This window comes from Bacillus luti, assembly GCF_009739945.1.
Lineage (GTDB): Bacteria > Bacillota > Bacilli > Bacillales > Bacillaceae_G > Bacillus_A > Bacillus_A luti.
In genome coordinates this window covers 2,651,005-2,671,721 of record NZ_CP040336.1, presented here as the reverse complement: position 1 = coordinate 2,671,721, position 20,717 = coordinate 2,651,005, and the positions used below count along the sequence as shown (strand labels likewise).

The 20,717-nt window shown below is 32.1% G+C and carries 18 protein-coding genes, 1 pseudogene and 1 riboswitch; of the genes and pseudogenes, 17 read left to right on the top strand and 2 right to left on the bottom strand.

Annotated features, from left to right (window positions below):
- The first annotated feature begins 259 nt into the window (after positions 1-259).
- From EUC40_RS13685 to EUC40_RS13665, 5 genes are all read left to right on the top strand, one after another.
- The gene (locus EUC40_RS13685) at positions 260-1,297 is read left to right on the top strand and encodes a homoserine dehydrogenase (protein ID WP_156575668.1); all 1,038 of its coding nucleotides are present in this window, start codon (positions 260-262) and stop codon (positions 1,295-1,297) included.
- Between the two features lie 182 nt (positions 1,298-1,479).
- A complete protein-coding gene (gene pdxR / locus EUC40_RS13680; RefSeq protein ID WP_156575667.1) occupies positions 1,480-2,928 on the top strand; it encodes a MocR-like pyridoxine biosynthesis transcription factor PdxR in 1,449 nt (482 codons plus the stop codon).
- 4 nt (positions 2,929-2,932) lie between these two features.
- A complete protein-coding gene (gene ddlB / locus EUC40_RS13675; RefSeq protein WP_071712152.1) occupies positions 2,933-3,847 on the top strand; it encodes a D-alanine--D-alanine ligase in 915 nt (304 codons plus the stop codon).
- A 73-nt stretch (positions 3,848-3,920) separates the two neighbouring features.
- Positions 3,921-4,026, top strand: a riboswitch (TPP riboswitch).
- A gap of 126 nt (positions 4,027-4,152) precedes the next feature.
- Complete coding sequence (gene tenA, locus EUC40_RS13670) at positions 4,153-4,842, top strand: thiaminase II (RefSeq protein WP_156575666.1); 690 nt, start codon at positions 4,153-4,155, stop codon at positions 4,840-4,842.
- A 284-nt stretch (positions 4,843-5,126) separates the two neighbouring features.
- Complete coding sequence (locus tag EUC40_RS13665) at positions 5,127-5,741, top strand: ABC transporter permease (RefSeq protein WP_156575665.1); 615 nt, start codon at positions 5,127-5,129, stop codon at positions 5,739-5,741.
- A gap of 299 nt (positions 5,742-6,040) precedes the next feature.
- On the opposite strand, the gene EUC40_RS13660 is transcribed toward EUC40_RS13665, so the two are convergent.
- On the bottom strand, positions 6,041-6,448 hold the full coding sequence (locus tag EUC40_RS13660; protein WP_156575664.1) for a hypothetical protein: 408 nt from the start codon (positions 6,446-6,448) through the stop codon (positions 6,041-6,043).
- 383 nt (positions 6,449-6,831) lie between these two features.
- Here EUC40_RS13660 and EUC40_RS13655 point away from each other — a divergent pair, with 383 nt between their 5' ends.
- The 3 genes from EUC40_RS13655 (at position 6,832) to EUC40_RS13645 (ending at position 10,750) form a co-directional block, all read left to right on the top strand.
- A complete protein-coding gene (locus EUC40_RS13655; protein ID WP_156575663.1) occupies positions 6,832-9,219 on the top strand; it encodes an RNaseH domain-containing protein in 2,388 nt (795 codons plus the stop codon).
- Positions 9,220-9,424: 205 nt separating this feature from the next.
- On the top strand, positions 9,425-10,189 hold the full coding sequence (locus tag EUC40_RS13650; protein ID WP_156575662.1) for a DUF3959 family protein: 765 nt from the start codon (positions 9,425-9,427) through the stop codon (positions 10,187-10,189).
- A 144-nt stretch (positions 10,190-10,333) separates the two neighbouring features.
- The gene (locus EUC40_RS13645; RefSeq protein WP_156575661.1) at positions 10,334-10,750 is read left to right on the top strand and encodes a DUF3995 domain-containing protein; all 417 of its coding nucleotides are present in this window, start codon (positions 10,334-10,336) and stop codon (positions 10,748-10,750) included.
- 256 nt (positions 10,751-11,006) lie between these two features.
- Here the strand turns inward: EUC40_RS13645 and EUC40_RS26955 are convergent, their stop codons facing one another.
- Complete coding sequence (locus tag EUC40_RS26955) at positions 11,007-11,231, bottom strand: hypothetical protein (protein ID WP_167520165.1); 225 nt, start codon at positions 11,229-11,231, stop codon at positions 11,007-11,009.
- A 219-nt stretch (positions 11,232-11,450) separates the two neighbouring features.
- Here EUC40_RS26955 and EUC40_RS13640 point away from each other — a divergent pair, with 219 nt between their 5' ends.
- The 9 genes and pseudogenes from EUC40_RS13640 (at position 11,451) to EUC40_RS13600 (ending at position 20,543) form a co-directional block, all read left to right on the top strand.
- Positions 11,451-12,452: a DUF1835 domain-containing protein gene (locus EUC40_RS13640; protein ID WP_156575660.1), complete on the top strand. Its 1,002-nt coding sequence runs from the start codon at positions 11,451-11,453 to the stop codon at positions 12,450-12,452.
- 192 nt (positions 12,453-12,644) lie between these two features.
- A pseudogene (locus EUC40_RS13635) lies at positions 12,645-12,917 on the top strand (hypothetical protein); the annotation flags it as partial.
- A gap of 147 nt (positions 12,918-13,064) precedes the next feature.
- A complete protein-coding gene (locus EUC40_RS13630; RefSeq protein WP_071712128.1) occupies positions 13,065-13,469 on the top strand; it encodes a hypothetical protein in 405 nt (134 codons plus the stop codon).
- A gap of 157 nt (positions 13,470-13,626) precedes the next feature.
- The gene (locus EUC40_RS13625) at positions 13,627-14,862 is read left to right on the top strand and encodes a cytochrome P450 family protein (RefSeq protein WP_156575658.1); all 1,236 of its coding nucleotides are present in this window, start codon (positions 13,627-13,629) and stop codon (positions 14,860-14,862) included.
- A 268-nt stretch (positions 14,863-15,130) separates the two neighbouring features.
- Positions 15,131-16,411: an MFS transporter gene (locus tag EUC40_RS13620; protein WP_071712126.1), complete on the top strand. Its 1,281-nt coding sequence runs from the start codon at positions 15,131-15,133 to the stop codon at positions 16,409-16,411.
- Positions 16,401-17,030 carry a Vat family streptogramin A O-acetyltransferase gene (locus EUC40_RS13615; protein WP_156575657.1) on the top strand — a complete coding sequence of 210 codons (630 nt, stop codon included), beginning with the start codon at positions 16,401-16,403 and terminating at the stop codon, positions 17,028-17,030. Before EUC40_RS13620 ends, EUC40_RS13615 begins: the two co-directional genes overlap by 11 nt.
- A gap of 73 nt (positions 17,031-17,103) precedes the next feature.
- Complete coding sequence (locus tag EUC40_RS13610; protein WP_000046092.1) at positions 17,104-17,259, top strand: DUF1540 domain-containing protein; 156 nt, start codon at positions 17,104-17,106, stop codon at positions 17,257-17,259.
- A 211-nt stretch (positions 17,260-17,470) separates the two neighbouring features.
- The gene (locus tag EUC40_RS13605; protein WP_156575656.1) at positions 17,471-18,325 is read left to right on the top strand and encodes a Cof-type HAD-IIB family hydrolase; all 855 of its coding nucleotides are present in this window, start codon (positions 17,471-17,473) and stop codon (positions 18,323-18,325) included.
- Positions 18,326-18,755: 430 nt separating this feature from the next.
- Entirely contained in the window at positions 18,756-20,543 is a 1,788-nt protein-coding gene (locus EUC40_RS13600; protein WP_156575655.1) for a PAS domain-containing sensor histidine kinase, read from the top strand.
- The last annotated feature ends 174 nt before the right edge of the window (positions 20,544-20,717 follow it).

Genomic DNA, 20,717 nt, shown 5'->3' with positions numbered 1-20,717 from the left:
ATAGATTGGTTTAATATGAGGAAACTATATTTAATTATAAATTCAAATAATCGGATTTACAAGTTATTATGAAGAACATAAATGTCCATTTATACTTTTTACTAATAAAATGTTGGTGTAGTAAATATCATTAGAGTAATTGTAGCGAAACTATGACGGTTATCGAAATAAATATAATATAAAGCGCTCTCGATGGAATTCGAGGGTGCTTTATATTATATTGAAAGAGGGATTTGGTAGAAAAATATGGGGGGATATTATGAAAATTCAAGTTGTATTATCAGGATATGGAACAGTAGGAAGAGAGTTTATCAAATTACTAAATGAAAAACATTTATCTATAAATGAGACATATGGAATCAATTTAGTGGTAAGCGGTGTATTAGGTAGAAATGTTGCAATACATAATGAAGAAGGTTTATCTATTCATCACTTATTAAAATGTGGCAGTGGCACTGCTGCAATTGAAAAATATTTAGAACATTATCAGAAAGAACGTGCAACAAATAGCATAAGTGGTACTGTATTGGTAGAATCAACAGTTACAAACCTTAAAAGTGGAAATCCAGGGAAACAATATATGGAGCAAGCGATTGAGAAACAGATGGATATAGTTGCAATTTCAAAAGGTGCACTCGTTACAAACTGGAGAGAAATAAATGAAGCAGCAAAGCAGGCGAATGTACGAATTCGATATAGCGGTGCAACTGCGGCTGCACTACCAACATTAGATATTGGGCAATTCAGTTTAGCTGGTTGTAGTATTGAGAAAATAGAGGGGATATTAAACGGGACAACTAATTATATTCTTTCAAAAATGTATGAATTAGATATGAAATTTGAAGAAGCTTTACAAGAAGCGCAAAATAAAGGGATTGCTGAGACAGACCCAATATTAGATGTGAGTGGTTCAGATAGTGCGTGTAAATTGCTACTTTTAACAAACAGTTTAATGGGAGTAGAGAATACACTTACAGATATTCATATAAAAGGAATCGAGCACGTTACAAGAGAACAAATTCGAAATGCTAAGGAACAACATAAAATTGTTAAATTAATAGCATCAGCTTATAAGGATGAAAAAGGTAATGTGAATCTAAATGTTGAACCATACGAAATAGCGAAAGATCACCCGCTAGCAAAAATAAATGGGACAGAAAAAGGAATTACGTTCTTTACAGATACGATGGGACAAATTACTACAATTGGTGGTGCTTCTAATCCGCGCGGGGCTGCTGCAGCTGCTTTAAAAGATGTAATTAACTTATACCGAAAGGATTTGTCCTGCAATTTGTGAGCAGTAAAACTCCCATCTCAAAATTCGACTGGAGCAGAGAAGTTAGGTGGGAGTCGGGCTGCTCGTAAACACGCGATTAGTTGAACTTTATAAGACCGTACCGCCCATTATAGAAAATACATATGTAGTGGACCTTTTGAGAATGAAATAAATATGCAAAAATGATTGCAGGGGGTAAGAAATTGTTTAAAGATTTTAAAGTCGTCAAAGATCGACCCGTTTATATACAGCTGAAAGATTATTTGAAAAAGATGATTATGAAAGGGCATTTGTTAGGAGATCAAAAAATCCCATCAACAAGGGAATTGAGTGAATTATTAACTGTGAGTAGAAACACTGTACTCGCTGCTTATGCGGATCTAGAACAAGAAGGCCTCATTTATGCAGTTAAAGGAAAAGGGAATTTTGTTGCAAAAGTTGATATATCTAACAATTTGGCTGTTGAAATAGATTGGAAAAATAAACTTAATACAGTTACCACATTAGCGGATGAATTAGATTTAATGAAACATGGTGTTCGCTGGGAAAAAGGAATGATTGTTTTTAATAGTATAGCACCGGATGAAAAGCTATTTGATGTTGAAAATTTCAAAAGAGCTTTTCTTACTCGTATGTCCATTGAAGGGGATATCGTATTGAATTACGGATATGCAAAAGGTTATCGACCTTTAATGAATTATCTACTTCATTATATGGAAATGAAAGGTGTAGATATTTCGAACAAAGATATTTTAATTACAAATGGATTTACAGAAGGATTAGATATTGTACTCTCTTCTTTATCAAAGAAATCAGGGCGTGTTATTTGTGAGAATCCAACTCACCATGCTGCACTGAAGCTTTTTCGCTTGCATGGACTTGAAGTTCATGGGATTGATATGAATGATGATGGTATTGATACACATGAAGTAGAAAAAAGTTTAGGTGAAATGGATTTTGATTTTGCGTATTTAATTCCTTCTTATCATAATCCGACTGGCATTGTTACGAGTTCGGAGAAAAGAACGGAACTAATGAGATTATTTTCAAAATATAAGATTCCTATTATAGAAGATGGATTTAATGAAGAATTACGTTATTCAGGTTCACATTTAGCACCATTATTAACTTTTGCTGGAGCTGGTAATAACGTCATTTATATTAGTAGCTTTTCAAAGGTACTTTTTCCAGGGTTACGTGTAGGTTGGATTATAGCAGACAAAGAACTGATTCATTATTTAGAAAGTATAAAAAGGGCAAGAACGATTCACACATCTACTTTAGATCAAGCTGTTCTTTTTCAATATTTACATGAAGGATATTTTGAGAAATATTTAAAAAAGGCAAGATCTGTTTATAAGAAAAAATATGAGTTAGCTGTTGGAGCATGCAATCAGTACATTCCGTTTAAAAGAATGACTGGAGACGGTGGACTTCATTTATTTATAGAACTAGAAGAGCATATTAATGCCCGAACACTTTTACAAAAGTGTTTTGAGAAAGGAGTTACGTTTTCTCCGGGAGATGTTTTTTATTCTGACGGAGGAGGAGCAAACACTTTCCGATTAGGATTTTCACGTTTGAAAGAAAAGGAAATAGTTAGCGGGATTCAAATAATTGGTGATACATTAAAAAATGAAACTTGGAGTTGAGAAGATGAGAATTGGCGTTATTATGGGAGGAGTATCCTCTGAAAAACAAGTATCAATTATGACTGGAAATGAAATGATTGCACATTTAGATAAAAGTAAGTATGAAATCGTTCCAATTACGTTAAATGAAAAAATGGATTTAATTGAAAAAGCGAAAGACATTGATTTTGCGCTGCTCGCATTACACGGAAAATACGGAGAAGATGGTACGGTTCAAGGGACGCTTGAGAGTTTAGGTATTCCTTATAGCGGTAGCAATATGTTATCTAGCGGTATATGTATGGACAAAAATCTTTCAAAAAAGATTTTACGTTATGAAGGAATAGAAACGCCAGATTGGATTGAACTTACAAAAATGGAGGATCTAAACCTTGAAGAGTTAGAGAAGTTAGGGTTTCCGTTAGTGGTAAAACCTAACTCTGGTGGTTCGAGTGTTGGCGTGAAAATCGTCTATAATAAAAATGAATTAATTTCAATGCTGGAAACTGTATTTGAATGGGATTCAGAAGTAGTAATTGAGAAGTATATAAAGGGCGAAGAGATTACATGTTCCATTTTTGATGGGAAACAGTTACCTATCATCTCGATTCGACATGCAGCGGAGTTCTTTGATTACAATGCAAAATATGATGATACGAGTACAATTGAAGAAGTTATTGAACTTCCAGGTGAAATTAAGGAACGTGTAAATAAAGCTTCACTGGCTTGCTATAAAGCATTAAAATGTAGTGTTTATGCAAGGGTTGATATGATGGTGAAGGATGGAATTCCATATGTAATGGAGGTTAATACATTACCAGGGATGACACAATCAAGTTTATTACCAAAAAGTGCAGATGCGGCGGGCATTAATTATAGTAAACTATTAGATATGATAATTGAAACATCGTTAAAAGTTAGAAAAGAAGAAGGATTTTAAGATAATTGTACAATTAAAACTTTTGATAGTTCCACGAAGTATGCTATGATAATTACAATACGATAACTAAATATTTATCCACTAGGGGGGCCTGTTATAGGCTGAGATCAAATGAAATTTTGAGACTCTTAGTACCTGATCTGGTTAATGCCAGCGTAGGGAAGTGGGGAAGACAAGATATTTTATGCATAAATTAATATCGTCTATTTCACTTTCTTTACGCCTGTAAAGAAAGTTTTTTTATTTTACAGCTTTAATAAATGGGATAAATATTTGTGTTCTATAAATTACCTGGAGGGATTTAAATGACTTTTTCACAATCATTACGCAAAGAAGTAGATTCAATTTGGGAAGCTAGTTTTAATCATCCTTTTGTAAAAAAACTTGGAGAGGGAACGTTAGATTTAGCTAGTTTTCGCTATTATGTGCTTCAAGATTCATATTATTTGAGTCATTTTGCTAGAGTACAAACGTTAGGAGCTGCAAAAGCTCTTGAATTAGAAACGACTGCCCGTATGGCGCACCATGCTCAAAATACGTATGAGGCGGAATTATCCTTACATGAGAATTTTGCCAAAAAGCTAGGGATTACAAAAGAAGAAAAAAATCATTTTATCCCTGCGCCAACTGCATATGCGTATACTTCACATATGTATCGAGCTGCGTATGAGGGGCATTTAGGGGATATTATCGCAGCAATTTTACCTTGCTATTGGTTGTATTACGAAATTGGTGAACGTTTAAAAGCCAGCACGCCAGAAGAACCAATTTATCAAGAATGGATTTCTGCATATGGATCAGATTGGTTCCGTACGTTAGTTGAGGAACAGATCGCTCGGTTAGATGCTATAGCGGAGACAGTAACAGAGGCAGATCGTAATCGTATGAAACAGCATTTCATTATCAGTAGTCAATATGAATATTCATTTTGGGAAATGGCTTATACGTTAGAGAAATGGCCAGTGGATACAGACGTGAAAGATGTAATTGGATAAAGAATAGAGGTATTGCTATACATAGGTATAGACAATACCTTTTTTATAGTTTTTTGATGATCAAGACAAATGAAGAAAGGAAGTAAGAATTATATGAGGAAATTACGGTTATTAATATTTGAAAATATATAAATGAAAGTGTGTCATTTATATATTTTATTGTTTCCTTCCCCCGCAAAATGATGGGGCTTTTTTAATTCTATTAAAAATAGTAAAAGCTCGTCCAAACTTTTTAAATCTATCTTACATAATATATAGTAATGAATTTGAAAGGAGATGTTAGTATGTCCTATTCTTATGGTGAAGATTGTAAGGGTTACAAAAAGAAATATCATGATTGTTATAAAAGTAGTAAGTGTTATAACAAATATGATGGATATTATAAAAAATGTGATAAAAAGCATGAGGAAAACCCTTGGATTCATGTGAAAGTGGATTGTTGTGATGATAAAGAGGGCAAGCTTGTAAGAGCATCTGCTTTTAGAGCTATAAAAACGGGGATTCAAAATGTTCCAGCCGATACTTTTGTTAAAGTATTATTCCAAAATGAACAATTTGATTTAGCGAATGAGTATAATCCAACTACATCAATTTTTATTCCAAAGACAAGAGGCGTTTATTCTGTTATTGGAACGATTGCTTTTATCCCGAATAACATAAACGTAAATTATAGAGCGCGGGTAGAAATTCGTGTTAATGGAAATCCAGCAATTGCAATAGATAATGACTTTTTTGGTCCAATAAACTTTGCCAACGTCGTTGCTGTTTCATCAATCATTCAGTTGAATGCAGGGGATTTAGTCGAGATTTTTGCACAAAGTAGCGTAGCTGGAGTTATTTCTAATGTAGAAAACAGTACGCATTTTGAAGCTGCAAGATTTCCGTCTCCCAAAGCATAAGTGATATGAAATTTCATCAGTAATTTTTTCTAAGGACATTCCCTAATTTATATTTGACCTGCATTTATGCAGGTCTTTTTTTCGAGAAAAAGGGGACATTTCCGGGGATTTCTCAAAATAGAATCAATATTACGCTATACCTATACAGTTCTTTGAAAAAAGAGTAAAGTGTGGATAACGTATCTATGCGCTCGTAATCGATGATCGTAGCCCTTTTATCAAAACGTTAATCTGTCGGGATGGACGGAGAATCCAAAGGACGAAAAGACCATCCCATTTAGAGACAGTCTTTTTAGTTATTATAATCTAGCATTTATCAGTCCCAAAGACATGTTCTTTTCCTTTAAATTGGCACTGAAAATCTTACCAATGTTTCCTTTTACAATGACAACAAATAAAGAAACATTTACAACGACACTTATTTCGCTTGAATTTCCAATTATCATCACAATGGTGCTCTTCTTTAGATTTCCACCAGTCATCACAACAATGGTGTTTTTCTTTAGATTTCCACCAATCATCATCACAATGGTGCTCTTCTTTAGATTTCCACCAGTCATCATCACAATGGTGTTTTTCTTTAGATTTCCACCAATCATCATCACAATGGTGCTCTTTTTTAGATTTCCACCAGTCATCACAACAATGCTTTTTCTTAGAACTCCAACAATCATTATTCCAGGACATTCTTTTATACCTCCCTTCAATTAGGATTCATATTATTCTATGTTGTAGTAAAAAAACTGCTTGTTTATTAACCTATTATTATATGCTTAAATGATAGAGTGCTTTCTATTAGATATAGAATGTATAAAAACTATGCTATTTTTTATTTTTTTGTAAAAATATTGTAAATAATAAATATAATACACTTATATATTATATAATCAGAATGTATAATTATAGTGATGTTAGAGGTGATGTAAATGATAATTGCTTTAAACTTTTAAAAGAGTTGTTTTAATAACGTATTATTTTAATAAAATGTTTTTATTTTTCTTTTAAATACTTGGTTTAAATTAATTAGATGAAGTAAGCGTTTTCTAGTTTTTGATGATCAAGACAAATAAAGAAAGGAAGTACTCATTTTATGGAAAAATTAAGGGTATCAACATTTGAAAATATAGTAGCCCCCCTTTTAAACGAAAGTGTATCATTTATATATTTTCCTATTGAATGGCTAGATATTGTAGAAATACATTATAAGACGTTTTTATTAACGAGTAAGTTGAAACGATTGAATGAAAGATTGTATGATATGTTTTCTGACATATTGTTTATTCAGCATAATCCGTATGTATTAAATGAAAATACACCATGGATTGTATCGAAAGAACCTATTAGACAAGAACAACTTGATTATATTTTCCAAAGTTGGTATGAGGTTATTCATGATTGGAAACCTAATAAATTAATAGAACCGCCAAAATATGAATGGCATTACGATTTGGTTTCTAATTTATCAGTATTACATGATAATGAAATATATTCTAAGTGGGTGCCCGCTTTAATTTCACATATTTTTTGTGAGCATCCGGTACAATTGGAAGATAAAATTGAAGAAGAAATCTATTTTTCTCCACTACGATCACAAAATATTTGTGAGGCCATGTCAGAACCAATTAAAGATGAAAGCACACAAGATTATTTCGCTTATGTATATCGGTTTGAATGTATTACTCGTGCAGGAGAGAATATCCCATTATTAAATGTTTCCGTAGGCATTCGAAGATTCTATCAAGAATATAATCATCCAGATATCCCTTTACTGTTGAGAAGAAAACGGGGCATGGTATTAATTTCTACTCCAGAGTTTGCAGCAAATAATAAAAAATTAAGGTTTATAAAACTAAAAGTACAACAAGCTACAAAAGGTATGAAGTGGATTAAAATATTTAGAAATTTAAAAGATGATTTTCATATAGGCGGAGAGGTTAATTTAGATCATATTCTCCAATATCCGAAAGATTATCTAATAGGTACAAATATAAGGGTGTTATTTCCGTACAATGAAAGAATATATAAAGTACAAGGTACTAAAATAAAACTTGGTATAAAAGTAACAGAGAAAGAGTATTTATTTAAAGAATTTCAGCAGAAATTCTCTTGTTTTGCCTTACTCCCAGAATGTAAAAAGGTAGTAACAAATACTGAGAATGAATTCTTTCCTTTATTTACACCAAAAGGACTAGAGACGATAACGCTGGAAATATGGTCTGAAAAAATATCGATGGAAATAGAACAAGTATTATTTGAAAGTGAAATTGTTTTAGCTCAAATTGGTGAGTCATCCTATTTACTGAATGCAGATTCTCCAGTATTACTTAAGATAGTGAGATTTAATATTGAAAAGGTATTACAAAATCCATATAAAATGCAGTATTGCCAGAAATATAAATCCAACCTTGTCGATGATGTTGTGAAAGCTGTTTATGAAACTGCAGGAGAGCGGTCTGATGCGACATTAGCATTAATTGCAATAAAAAATTGTGATGGGCGCGAAAAAATTAATCCAAAACAAATCATTAGAGAAGGTTTTGCGCGGACAAATCGCATTTCAACATTTATTGATTTATTTATTGGTCAAAGTGTATCTCATAAAACAATTGTAAATAGTATTTTTAGCTTATTAGAACAGAGAGGGTTTTTGAAGCGTAGTTGGAATAAGATAAATTTACCTTGCACATACGTCATGTTATCAATTGAACGAATCTCGAAATTTGATTTTTTACCTATTTTTTCAAAGATAAAAGGAAAAGAAATTTTATATAAATTATATGGGGATACAGATTGGTATACGATTGATCGCTTATTATTAAATTTAAATAATCATAATGCATTTTTACCGCAACCTTCAAAAAGAAATGATATGGGGGTTCTTTTTAAACAATTTGTTTCCGAAACTTTAATAGAAATTGTACAACATGCAAAAGAGCAGAATGAACAGGTGTATTACATCGTAGATGCGAATATGAGAAAATATTGGATACAAGGGTTACAAAATAAAAAAATTCATATAGATAGTTTACCTGAGATTGTTCCTAATGTGCTAAAGGTTCCAAATTTAAATATTATTAGAATCAATACAGATTTTGATGTACCAACCTACGGTGCGATAGAACGTGATGAGGTTACGGATAGTACCGGTTTATATGTAGATCGAAAAGGTATGTATTATAGCGCTGGAGAGTATGCGTTTAATTATAGTGAAACCTTGCATCGATATATAATTGAAATTCTACCATTAGGTGTAAAACATCTAGAAAGGGAACAAATCGTAAAAATGATTCATTACATGTGTTGTAATTCTAGTATGCTCTTGGAAAAGAATGTACATATGACGTATTCCATGCATATGTTTAAAGTGATCAAAAGTTACATTACAGATATAGATGCAAGAGAGTTTAAAGAGTTTGAAGATGAATTAGATGTAGATATAATAAATATAGAAAAGAAAGATTCTGTAATTTTACTATAAATAAAGTTAACAGATCCTGTTCGTTGTACCGATCAGGATTTGTCATTTTTTCATGTAAATAATGCTATCCTTTGTCATGTATCGTTTCTTTTAAGTATTTACTTTATTAACATACAGGATTAAGATGTTTTTTAGAAATACAAAAACTATATCATATGGAAAAACGAGTTTTATTAATTTGAAAAATTGAAAGGAATGGGGAATTGTGAAGAAATTAGATGTGCTATTAATGCTACTAAGCGGCCTCTTTCCAATTGCAGGAATTATAAAGCAAATCCCACTAGAACAATCTTTATATATTGGAGGACTATTATTTTTTACTAGTTTCGGTAGTTATTTTGCGAAAAAGATATATTCACGTATATGTAGCTGGATAGCATATGCACCATTTATAACACTACTGTTAATCATTTGGAACCAGGATATATCAACAAGTTCAATAATTTCGAATGCAAAAATTGCCGCGTGTATCGCGTTAATACCGTGTTTATTCCGTTTTCGTACATATGGGCTTACTTTGGGCTTATTCTCATTATGGGGCGCTTTACTATGGGATATAAAAGAAGTACAGTCTTTAGTTATACTTGAACGCATGACGAGCTTAATGACAAGTCAGTATGTATATCTTCTATTTTTAACTGGAGGTCTTATCTTAGGGGGATTACTTGCGATGTTAATACACCGCAAAGAGAACAATAATAAAGAGAATACAAATCTATTTCAGCAAAAAAAGAAACGCAAAAGGCTATCATTTAAGGTTCGTCTTCCAAGATTACCAAAATTAAAAATGAAATTATTTAAGTTTGGGAGAAAGACGTCTAAACGTAAAAATCAAGAAAGAGTCCATAAGCGTAATTACGAAGAACCAGCTGCAACGTATGAAATGAAAGAGGACATAGATCAATACAAAGAAGATACTGTTCAAGGACAAACAAGGATGGAACGTAGAAGGAATAGGTATAATGCGTAATGAAATTTAGTAACCCTTTAATGATTTATCGTTAAATAGATAAATTATTAAGGGTTTTTTTGCGTAATGAAATATAGGTTGCGAATGAAGGTCTCATAATATATGTTAAAGATGGGAACTGAAATAAAATAAATGGAGGACAAAATGCTTATTATTACATTTATCTCTGTTTGTATATTATTCTTAGTTAGCTTTTTGCATGTTTATTGGGCTTTCGGAGGTACGTGGGGAACAAATAGTGTTATTCCAACTATATCGGGAGAAAAAGCGTTTACACCTCATACAGGAATTACACTGGTCATTGCGTTGTTATTAAGTATAGCAGCAATAATTTTATTACAACAAACAAATATTGTTCACATTGCAGTTCCTAATGTTATTGTTCAAGCCGGTTCCTGGATTTGTATGATTGTTTTTTTCATAAGGGTAATTGGTGAGTTTAATTATTTTGGTATCTTTAAACGAAAAAAGGATACCAAGTTTGCTAGAATGGATACAAATTTATATATTCCACTTTGTTTGTTTTTATCTTTTACATTTTTATTAGTAATCATAAAGTGAAGTTAAATACGACGCATAATTATATAATACGCAGAAAAAATTGTAATCACATGAGGGCATCCGATATTGAAGATGCTCTTTTTTGTTTGTAAAACATGTCGAATCAACATAATAAATAGCAATATACCAATTACACTGAAAGAAACAAAAGGTATTTGTACAGAAGAAAAGGATATGAGCAATCATTTTGAGGCAGTGTAAGTTTCTAATAAGCATCTAATTAAAAAAGGATTGAACGTAAAAGAATCACGTTTAATCATAAAGTACTATCATCTTTAATTTTAAATTTATCTTTAATATTGATAAATAAAATGAATAAGATTACAGCACATATTAAGTTAGATAAGTAGAAATTTTGGTGGTACAGTAATTCAAAAGTAACGTCGAAAATGTAAAATAAACTAATTGTAGGGAGTATACATATGAAAAGATATCGCCAGTTTTTTAAAAGGTATTTGTAATTAATTAGTTTTTTCATTATGGAAATTGCTCCTATGTTTTGTTTTATATAATTATACATACAAATAAAAGGATTTATAAAGTATTTTCTTCATAAAAATAAAATACTCTATAAATAATTTGTAATTGAAAAAATACAGCAAATTTTACACACTAATACTAAAGATAAAACTTTTAAATATTTGCAATGAAATGATACACTATAGTCTATGTTACTTTTGAAATGAATAGAGGGATTTACATGATAGATAAAATTAAAAATGTTGTAGAAGATATGTACGAAGATGAAGCAAAACATTTACTTCAAAGTCTTCTAATTCAGTTGAATTTATTAGAAGAAAACTATAGTGAAGATATAATTAAAAATTTGATGGATATTCCCAAGCAACTAACGAGTAATACATCTTATAACAGGAATGTAAAAGAAAGCTCACACATACATATTACTTTTGACGATTCAACAGCTGGATGCTTAAAACATATGCTGGGTCAAGAAGAACGATTGGAAGAGATGGTTGTCACTTTTTCGGAATTCTTTTCAATTGGCCCGATATATAAGATACATATGAATGAGGGGCAACTAGCAAGACAGAAATGGTTAGTAAACAACTTAACCGCTTATGATAATTATTTTGAAGATGAATATTTGCGAAGATTTATGGAAACTTTAGAAGATCTTCATTCAATCCCAAATGAAACACCAATTACCATTTGGAAGGCCGATAATGCACATGAACATGTAGGTCTGTGTTTTGTAATAGCACAATTAAAAGATAAGAAAAATATTAGAATTATTAATACATCTGAAGCAAGTAGAATAATATTAAAACAAGTTTATGCTATTCGTGGAACAGGGGAATTATCGCCTGAAAGTTTATCCGCTGTCCTAAGAAATTGTGTAGATTCACCATACTTAACTATAGAGAGCAGAGTAAACTTTGAAAATGAGTGGGATAGATTATCGAATAGTACGGAATTTTTAAGAGTTTGGAAAGAAAGTAACGTGCATTCTGTACAAGAAGATTATTTTGATCAATTTATTATTGAATGCGCGAAAAGTGTAGGTGCTGATCGAGAATTCCTAAAAGCACCTAGAGTTATTGGTGAGGCACTTGGTCTTGTAGAGCAGTTAGTTGGCGATACGTTTTTAGAATATCGTTTAAAGCAATTAATTAAACAAGAAGTGTTTGAATATGTAGGTTCATTAGAAGAAATGCGCTTTTATAGTGTGAAGTTGAAATAGCGATTAAACTAAAAATCCATTCTAATTCTCTTAAAGAGTTAGAATGGATTTTTTTGTGAAATAAAACAGAAGTTTTTCCTAAATGGAAGTTTCATATAAAAAGAAAGCTCATATACTATATAGAGTTTACTAATAATTAGGAGGAATAGTTCATTGAACAATCAATTTTGTTCATGTCAATTAGATGATACTCCAAAGTTACTACCTCCATCTAACCCTCCCAGTTTACCGTCTACATTTGCTACTCCTATGCCAATAGCTCAAATGAGATTGTGGATGTGTAATTGTCTAGGAAGATGGGGCTATTTAAGGTTATATATACCTGGTACTTTTGGGAGAGATTTATGGTTTTTCCCAACAGAAGTTCGGCGGTGTGATGTATCAGGATACACTTGGCAAAATGGTAGTCGTTTTAAGGTAACTTACCATTATAAACAAATTAGTAATTATATGTGCTTTGCTTAGTGCAAATAGGAGAGATTTATTATGAATCTCTTCTATTTGTGGTTTGCAACTTTTTTTATAAATTTAGGCTATACATAAGCTTCCTATAGAGGGCGTATCACATATGAATGTTAAAGGTACTGAATGAAAAGTAGGTGATTTGTTAAAATGTATAACCAACAAAATTATCCATATGATCAAGGGATGTATTATAATCCACAAAGCTACGGGTATGAATCTGTAAATGAAGTGAGAGATATGGAACAAGAAGATTATAGACCAGATGATGCGGAAGATGCGCCAACGTCACCACCACCGTCACAAGCGCCGTCGTTACCGTCTACATTTGCTTCTCCAGCACAAGCAGGGAATATGAAATCATGGATGTGTAACTGTCTAGGAAGATGGGGCTATTTACGTTTGCACCGTCCTGGACCTTTCGGAAGAGACTTATGGTTCTTCCCGACTGAAGTGAGGAGAAATGGGGTTTCAGGTTACACTTGGCAAGGTGGTCGCCGTCGTAAAGTAAGCTACCGCTATCAACAAATTAGTAATTTTATGTGTTTCGCATAATAAGAAGTGAGAGAGTAAAATAATTTTATTCTCTCACTTTTTTATTTTTCAATATATGAAGTAAGATTTTGTTTAAAAATTTACAATTTTCATGTTTTTATTAGAGTATAATGCAACTGTTGGTTCGTTTTCAAAAAAATGAGAGTGAGGGAATGCGATGTCAATGAAAAACAAAGTTGGGCTAAAAATAGAGGATGGCATTAATTTAGCTTCCGCGCAGTTTAAAGAAGATGCTTATGAAATTTATAAAGAATCAAGAAAAATGCAACCTATCTTATTTGTAAATAAAACTGAATTAGGTGCAGAGTGGCTTATTACAAGATATGAAGATGCTTTGCCACTTTTAAAAGATAATCGCTTAAAAAAAGATCCAGCCAATGTCTTTTCTCAAGATACATTGAATGTGTTTCTTACTGTTGATAATAGTGATCATTTAACTACGCACATGTTAAATTCAGATCAACCTAACCACAATCGTTTACGATCACTCGTACAAAAAGTTTTCACACCGAAGATGATCGCGCAATTGGAAGGAAGAATTCAGCATATCGCAGATGATTTATTGAATGAAGTTGAGCGAAAAGGTTCATTAAACCTTGTTGATGATTATTCATTTCCTTTACCGATCATTGTGATAAGTGAAATGCTTGGCATTCCAAAAGAAGATCAAGCGAAATTTAGAATTTGGTCTCATGCTGTCATTGCATCGCCTGAAACACCTGAAGAAATAAAAGAAATCGAAAAACAACTATCTGAGTTTATTACATATCTTCAATATATAGTTGATGTAAAACGAAAAGATCCAAAAGAAGATTTGGTGAGCGCGCTAATACTTGCAGAAAATGAAGGGCATAAACTTAATGCTCCAGAGCTATATTCAATGATAATGTTATTAATTGTTGCAGGTCATGAGACAACGGTGAATTTAATAACAAATACAGTATTAGCACTTCTCGAAAATCCGGATCAGTTACAGTTATTAAAAAATAATCCAAATTTAATTGACTCCGCTATTGAGGAAGGATTGCGCTATTATTCTCCAGTTGAGGTTACAACTGCAAGATGGGCAGCAGAACCTTTTCAAATTCACGAGCAAATAATACAAAAAGGAGACATGGTTATCATTTCATTAGCTTCGGCTAATCGTGATGAAACAGTATTTGAAAACCCAGAAGTATTCGATATTACTCGGGAAAATAATCGCCATATTGCCTTTGGTCATGGTAGCCATTTCTGCTTAGGCGCTCCACTTGCTAGGTTAGAAGCGAAGATTGCTATTACTACTTTGTTCAATCGTATGCCTGAACTACAAATAAAGGGGAATCGTGAAGAAATGAAATGGCAAGGTAATTATTTAATGCGTTCTTTAGAGGAATTACCATTAACATTCTAGAATATTTAGTGTAAGACATGCATACATAGAAAATGATTTACATAGAGTATGTATGTGTTATTTAAATTCGAAACGGAAGGGTGAAGACATCCCAATGATCAACTAATTCTATTTGTAAGAGATCTTCGTTAAAAAACGAAATATTCTTCTGAATAGGGTTAGTCTGTACATTTATAGAAAAGGGATGTATTTCGCTCTGCGAAAAATATAGTCTTTTCATATGATTTGTGCTGCCTCCTGTTCAGAACATGAAATAGGAGGCTTTTTTATGTCGACAAATGTAGTAACGAAACAAAATGTTGGGGTATCACAAGTATTAAAAAACCGGTTTGTACAAGGGATTCTAGCATCAGCATTATTTTTACAAATTGGAATATGGGTTCGAAACTTTGCGGTATTATTATACGTAATGGAGATGACAAAAGGTGATGCTTTTGCTATTTCGATGATTTCAGTTGCGGAGTTTGCTCCAATATTTATTTTTTCCTTTATTGGCGGAACTTTTGCTGATAGGTGGAAGCCGAAGAAGACAATGATATGGTGTGAAACGTTAAGTTCTATTTCAGTATTCGCTGTATTAATTACTCTTATGTTTGGAACGTGGAAAATTGTATTTTTTGTCACGCTTATTTCTGCAATCCTTTCACAGTTTTCTCAACCATCTGGTATGAAATTGTTTAAACAGCATTTATCAACGGAACAAATCCAATTAGCGATGTCTATATATCAAACGATATTTGCAATTTTTATGGTGTTAGGACCGATTCTTGGAACATTTATTTTTCATAGTTTTGGAATTTATATTTCAATCATCATAACAGGTATTGCTTTTTTACTTGCAGCAGCAGTATTGTTATTTCTTCCGAAAGATCTTGAGAATGATAATGAGAAGAAAGAAATCACTCTATTACAGGAAATGCTGGACGGTATTAAATACGTAAAAAAGAAAAAAGCATTAACTTTGCTTGGACTATGTTTTATGGCAGCAGGGCTAGGGATAGGTTTAATTCAGCCACTAGGTATATTTATTGTGACTGAGCAGTTAGGGTTATCAAAAGAGAGTTTACAATGGTTACTAACAGTAAATGGTGCGGGGATGATTGTTGGAGGAGCTTTAGCGATGGTATTTGCGAAAAATGTTGCTCCGCAAAAAATGTTAATAGTAGGGATGCTCGGTCAGGCCATTGGCATTGGTATAATAGGATACTCTACAAATTTATGGGTGACACTTACAGCACAACTTTTTAGTGGTTTAGCTCTTCCATGTATCCAAATAGGTATTAATACGCTTATTATTCAAAATAGTGATACGGATTTTATTGGTCGTGTTAATGGTATTTTAAGTCCGCTATTTACTGGTTCAATGGTAGTAACGATGAGTATTGCTGGTTCATTAAAGGAGATGTTTTCATTAAGTACGATGTACGAAGGAACGGCTCTACTATTTATAATTGGATTGTTGTTTATTTTACCTATTTACAATTTAAAGCCAGTAATAGCAGTTGAAAGTGAAATGAATGGTAAAGGGAGTATGCAACATGAATCCTAATCCAAATGTTAAGTACCCAATTGAAGGAAATCAAAACGTTCATTTTATAAAAAATACAATAACGAAATCTAATATACTCGTTGATGACTATTCTTATTATGATGCGAAACATGGGGAAACTTTAGAAGATCGGGTATTATATCATTATGAATTCATCGGAGATCGTCTCATTATTGGGAAATTTTGTTGTATCGCATCTGGAGTTACCTTTATTATGAACGGAGCAAATCATCGAATGGATGGATTTTCGGCGTATCCTTTTAATATTTTCGGGAATGGATGGGAGAAATTCACACCAGATTTATGTGATTTACCATATAAAGGAGATACAGTTATAGGAAATGACGTTTGGATTGGTATGGATACAACTATTATGCCCGGAATAAAAATAGGTGATGGTGCAATAATTGCAGCTAAATCTGTTGTGACTAGAGACGTCGCACCATATACAATTGTTGGTGGAAACCCTGCAAATAAAATAAAAGAGAGATTTTCAAATGCAATAATAGAAGAATTATTGCGAATTCAATGGTGGCATTTTGACGTTGAAAAGATAACCCAAAATATCGATGCTATTGTACGAGGTGATATAGAATCATTAAGAAAGCTCAAAAGGTAATAAAAAATGCATTCTAAAGAGTATCATACCTCCGAATTTTGTTAATGATAATAGAACAAGGAGGTGTGATACTATGGCACAAGACGTTTTATGTGAAGTAAACAATTGTAAATTTTGGGCTAATGGTAATAAATGTAGTGCAGACGCAATTTATGTAGTAAGTAATAAAGGGAAACATGCATCAACTACGGAAGAAACAGATTGCAAAACTTTTGATCCAGAAATATAAATTTTTGAAGGGTAGCCAAATCGTGGTTGCCCTTTTATTAATTATAGTATTGATAATAAATCTCATTTTCATTCATGTTTTTAAAAATTATTTCTTGACCTGAAACGCTTTTCATAAATTATAAATAAGGAGTACTTCACGAGATCAGTATGAGAACGATATCTTTCGTTTCATATGCACTCGTGTATTTATAGAAAGTGGTGAAGAAATAATGAAATTAATTGCAATTGATTTAGATGGAACTCTTCTTTCGGGGAATAAAATGATTAGTAAAGAGAATGCAGAAGCAATTCGAAAATGTCAGGAAGCTGGCCATGTTGTAGCAATTTGTACAGGACGTTCTATCGTCGACATTGAACGATTATTGTTAGAAGTTAATTTAGATTGTCCAATTATTGCGGAAAATGGTGCGCTTATATATAAAGATAAAAAAATGATGAAGAGACATCCAATTCAAAATATGCAGGCACTTGAGATTGTTAACTATCTCGAAGAAAATGGCTTATATTATCAACTTTATACTGATAAAGGTGTGTACGTACCGGAATATGGCGTAGAGAGTGTACGTAACGAAATCGAATACGTGAAGAATACAAAAGAAAATATCGACTTGAAAGAGTTAGAAACGATCGCAGCATTATACCTTGAGCATACAGCTTTTCATAGTGCGGAAAGCTGCAAACCAATTGTACAAACAGATATACACGTGCATAAACTGTTACCTTTTTCTTATGACATTGATAAACTAAAACAATTAAAAGAGAAGTTTCTGCATAATACAGATTTAGCAATTACATCTTCCTATTGGCATAATTTAGAGATTAATCATCGAGAGGCTCAAAAAGGAAATGGATTATTTACATTGGCAGAACACCTTAATATTTCAGTTGAAAATACAGTAGCGATAGGTGATGGCCTAAACGATGTTTCCATGATGGAAAAAGCAAATATATCAATTGCAATGGGAAATGCAGTTGAAGAAATAAAAGCGATGTGTCAATACGAAACGTTGACAAATGAAGAACACGGTGTTGCACATGCTCTCTATACGCATGTGTTAGCATAAAAAGTAAAAAAGAATCCTCATTGGATTCTTTTTTACTTTTTATTAGGGGTAAGGTATTCTATGAGATGCATAGAAGCCTTATTACCTATCATTATATAGAATATATTGGAATAAATGTTTAAAATTTTCATAATAATTATGAAAATTTTGTGAACTTTATATCTCTTTGTATTTTTATTCTACTAAGAATCGTTTGCTATTTTGAAATTTAACGAAAATAAAGTAAAGGGGGCATACACATAATAAGTTGCTTCGTATGGAATGGATAAACGCTTTACTTGAGTGTATACTATTATCTATTTTTAATTGAAAAATAAAATTTGTTTGAATAATTATTCTACAGCTATATACCTATACGCACATTCTTCGTATAATGGAGAAGTATGAATTTTGGATTTGTATTAATTTTACATATTGAGGTGAAAAAGCAATGAATGCGCGGCTAATGGAACTTATTGATGTGAGTACAATAGAAACCATGGCAGAACAATTTTATAAGTTAACAAACATATCACATCAACTTCTTGATGCTGAAAAAGTATGTATATTTTCATTTGGAATAAATGAAATGGAAATATGTAAGCTTCCCAAAATTGAAATCCCCATTTTCTTATACAATCAATATTTAGGATCTTTTGTGGTATGGTGCCCAAAAAGTGAAATTTTCAATTGTCAAAAATACTTTGAAATGCTAGCAAACCTGATTTTAGATGGGGTAATAAAAGTATTTCAAAGTAAAAATGCAACGTTGCTCTCTCAAAAAGAGGAGGAGCTACATACAATTTTACAAAACATGCCTGTCATGGTCGATGCGCTTGATCATAATGGGGAATTTATTCTATGGAATCGTGAATGTGAAATTGTTACAGGTTATACCGCTGAAGAGATAATCGGGAATCCAAATGCACTTCAATTATTGTACCCAGACCATATTTATCGTCACCAAATACAAAGTAAATTTTTGACTCGTGGAAAAAATTTTAGAGATTGGGAAATGCGTATAACATGTAAAAACGGAGAAGTTAAAACAATCATGTGGTCAAATATATCAGAGCAGTTTCCTGTAACAGGATTCAGCTACTGGGCTGTTGGTGTAGATATTACACATTTAAAAGCGATAGAAAAGCAGTTGAAACAACAAACATCTGAATTGGAATTAATTTTTAAAGCTTTACCAGATTTATGTTTCTTAACAGAAGATGATGGCACAATTATAGATTATAAAGCAGGATCTCCTACAAAATTTTACGTACCCGCAGAGGCTTTTATGGGAAAAAAGTTTTACGAAGTATTACCATCTCCAGTAGCGCAGCAATTTCAAGAAGCAATTCATCAAGTGAAAGAAAAAGGAACAAATACAATTGTTGAATACCCGCTTGCAATTAATGGAAGTGTTAATTTCTTTGAAGCTAGATGCTTACCATTATTGCAGGATAAAATTATGATTATCGTACGCGATATTACAGAGCGGAAAAAGACAGAAGAATTGCTAAACAAATCAGATACATTAGCAGCGATTGGTCAATTAGCAGCGGGTGTAGCTCATGAAGTTAGGAACCCATTAACCGTAATTAAAGGGTTTATACAGCTATTTCAAATCAATAAAGAAGATCAAGAAAAATATTTTGATCTTATGCTTTCGGAAATTGAAAGAATAGAAGCGATTCTCCAAGAGTTTTTGTCGATTGCAAAAACAGATGAAATAAATACGGAAAAGAAAAATATTTATCAAATATTTAAAAATGTCGTATCATTAATAAATACAAAAGCAATTATGACAAATATTCAAGTGGAATTATATACAGATTCCAAAGAGTTAATTATTGAATGTTCAGAAAACCAACTAAAACAGGTATTTATTAATATTTTACAAAATTCAATTGAAGCTATGCCAGCTGGCGGGAAAATTTCAGTTCATATAAAAAAGATCAATAATGAGGGCGTTATTATTCATGTAATAGATGAAGGAATAGGAATACCTGAAGAAAGAATTAAGAGATTAGGGGAGCCTTTTTATAGTACGAAAGAAAAAGGTACCGGTATTGGATTAATGTTAAGCTATAAAATTATTGAAAGTCATCAAGGGACAATAAGTACTATGAGTAAGGTTGGAGTCGGGACAACTGTAACGATTTACTTGCCAAAAATTCAGAGTAAACAATCTCTATCAAATTGTGATGATAGTTGTATATCAATACGATCTACTATTAATTCTTAAATTATTAAATACCCAATAACAAAAAGCTAAACTTTTTGTTATTGGGTATTTTTATGTTTACTTTAGTAAACTTTACCTTTTCTTTACCTTTGTTTTAATTTCAATTAAGTTTTTAACATTATATTAATATCCATACGAATTAATGTATAGAAGTTGTACATTATTTTTAATTTA

Coding starts and splice junctions, on each gene's coding strand:
- EUC40_RS13610 (WP_000046092.1), top strand. CDS start 17,104: ATGGCACAAGACGTTTTATGTGAAGTAAACAATTGTAAATTTTGGGCT.
- EUC40_RS13600 (WP_156575655.1), top strand. CDS start 18,756: ATGAATGCGCGGCTAATGGAACTTATTGATGTGAGTACAATAGAAACC.
- EUC40_RS13615 (WP_156575657.1), top strand. CDS start 16,401: ATGAATCCTAATCCAAATGTTAAGTACCCAATTGAAGGAAATCAAAAC.
- EUC40_RS13625 (WP_156575658.1), top strand. CDS start 13,627: ATGTCAATGAAAAACAAAGTTGGGCTAAAAATAGAGGATGGCATTAAT.
- EUC40_RS13685 (WP_156575668.1), top strand. CDS start 260: ATGAAAATTCAAGTTGTATTATCAGGATATGGAACAGTAGGAAGAGAG.
- EUC40_RS13630 (WP_071712128.1), top strand. CDS start 13,065: ATGTATAACCAACAAAATTATCCATATGATCAAGGGATGTATTATAAT.
- EUC40_RS13640 (WP_156575660.1), top strand. CDS start 11,451: ATGATAGATAAAATTAAAAATGTTGTAGAAGATATGTACGAAGATGAA.
- EUC40_RS13605 (WP_156575656.1), top strand. CDS start 17,471: ATGAAATTAATTGCAATTGATTTAGATGGAACTCTTCTTTCGGGGAAT.
- EUC40_RS13655 (WP_156575663.1), top strand. CDS start 6,832: ATGGAAAAATTAAGGGTATCAACATTTGAAAATATAGTAGCCCCCCTT.
- EUC40_RS13665 (WP_156575665.1), top strand. CDS start 5,127: ATGTCCTATTCTTATGGTGAAGATTGTAAGGGTTACAAAAAGAAATAT.
- tenA (WP_156575666.1), top strand. CDS start 4,153: ATGACTTTTTCACAATCATTACGCAAAGAAGTAGATTCAATTTGGGAA.
- EUC40_RS13645 (WP_156575661.1), top strand. CDS start 10,334: ATGCTTATTATTACATTTATCTCTGTTTGTATATTATTCTTAGTTAGC.
- ddlB (WP_071712152.1), top strand. CDS start 2,933: ATGAGAATTGGCGTTATTATGGGAGGAGTATCCTCTGAAAAACAAGTA.
- EUC40_RS13620 (WP_071712126.1), top strand. CDS start 15,131: ATGTCGACAAATGTAGTAACGAAACAAAATGTTGGGGTATCACAAGTA.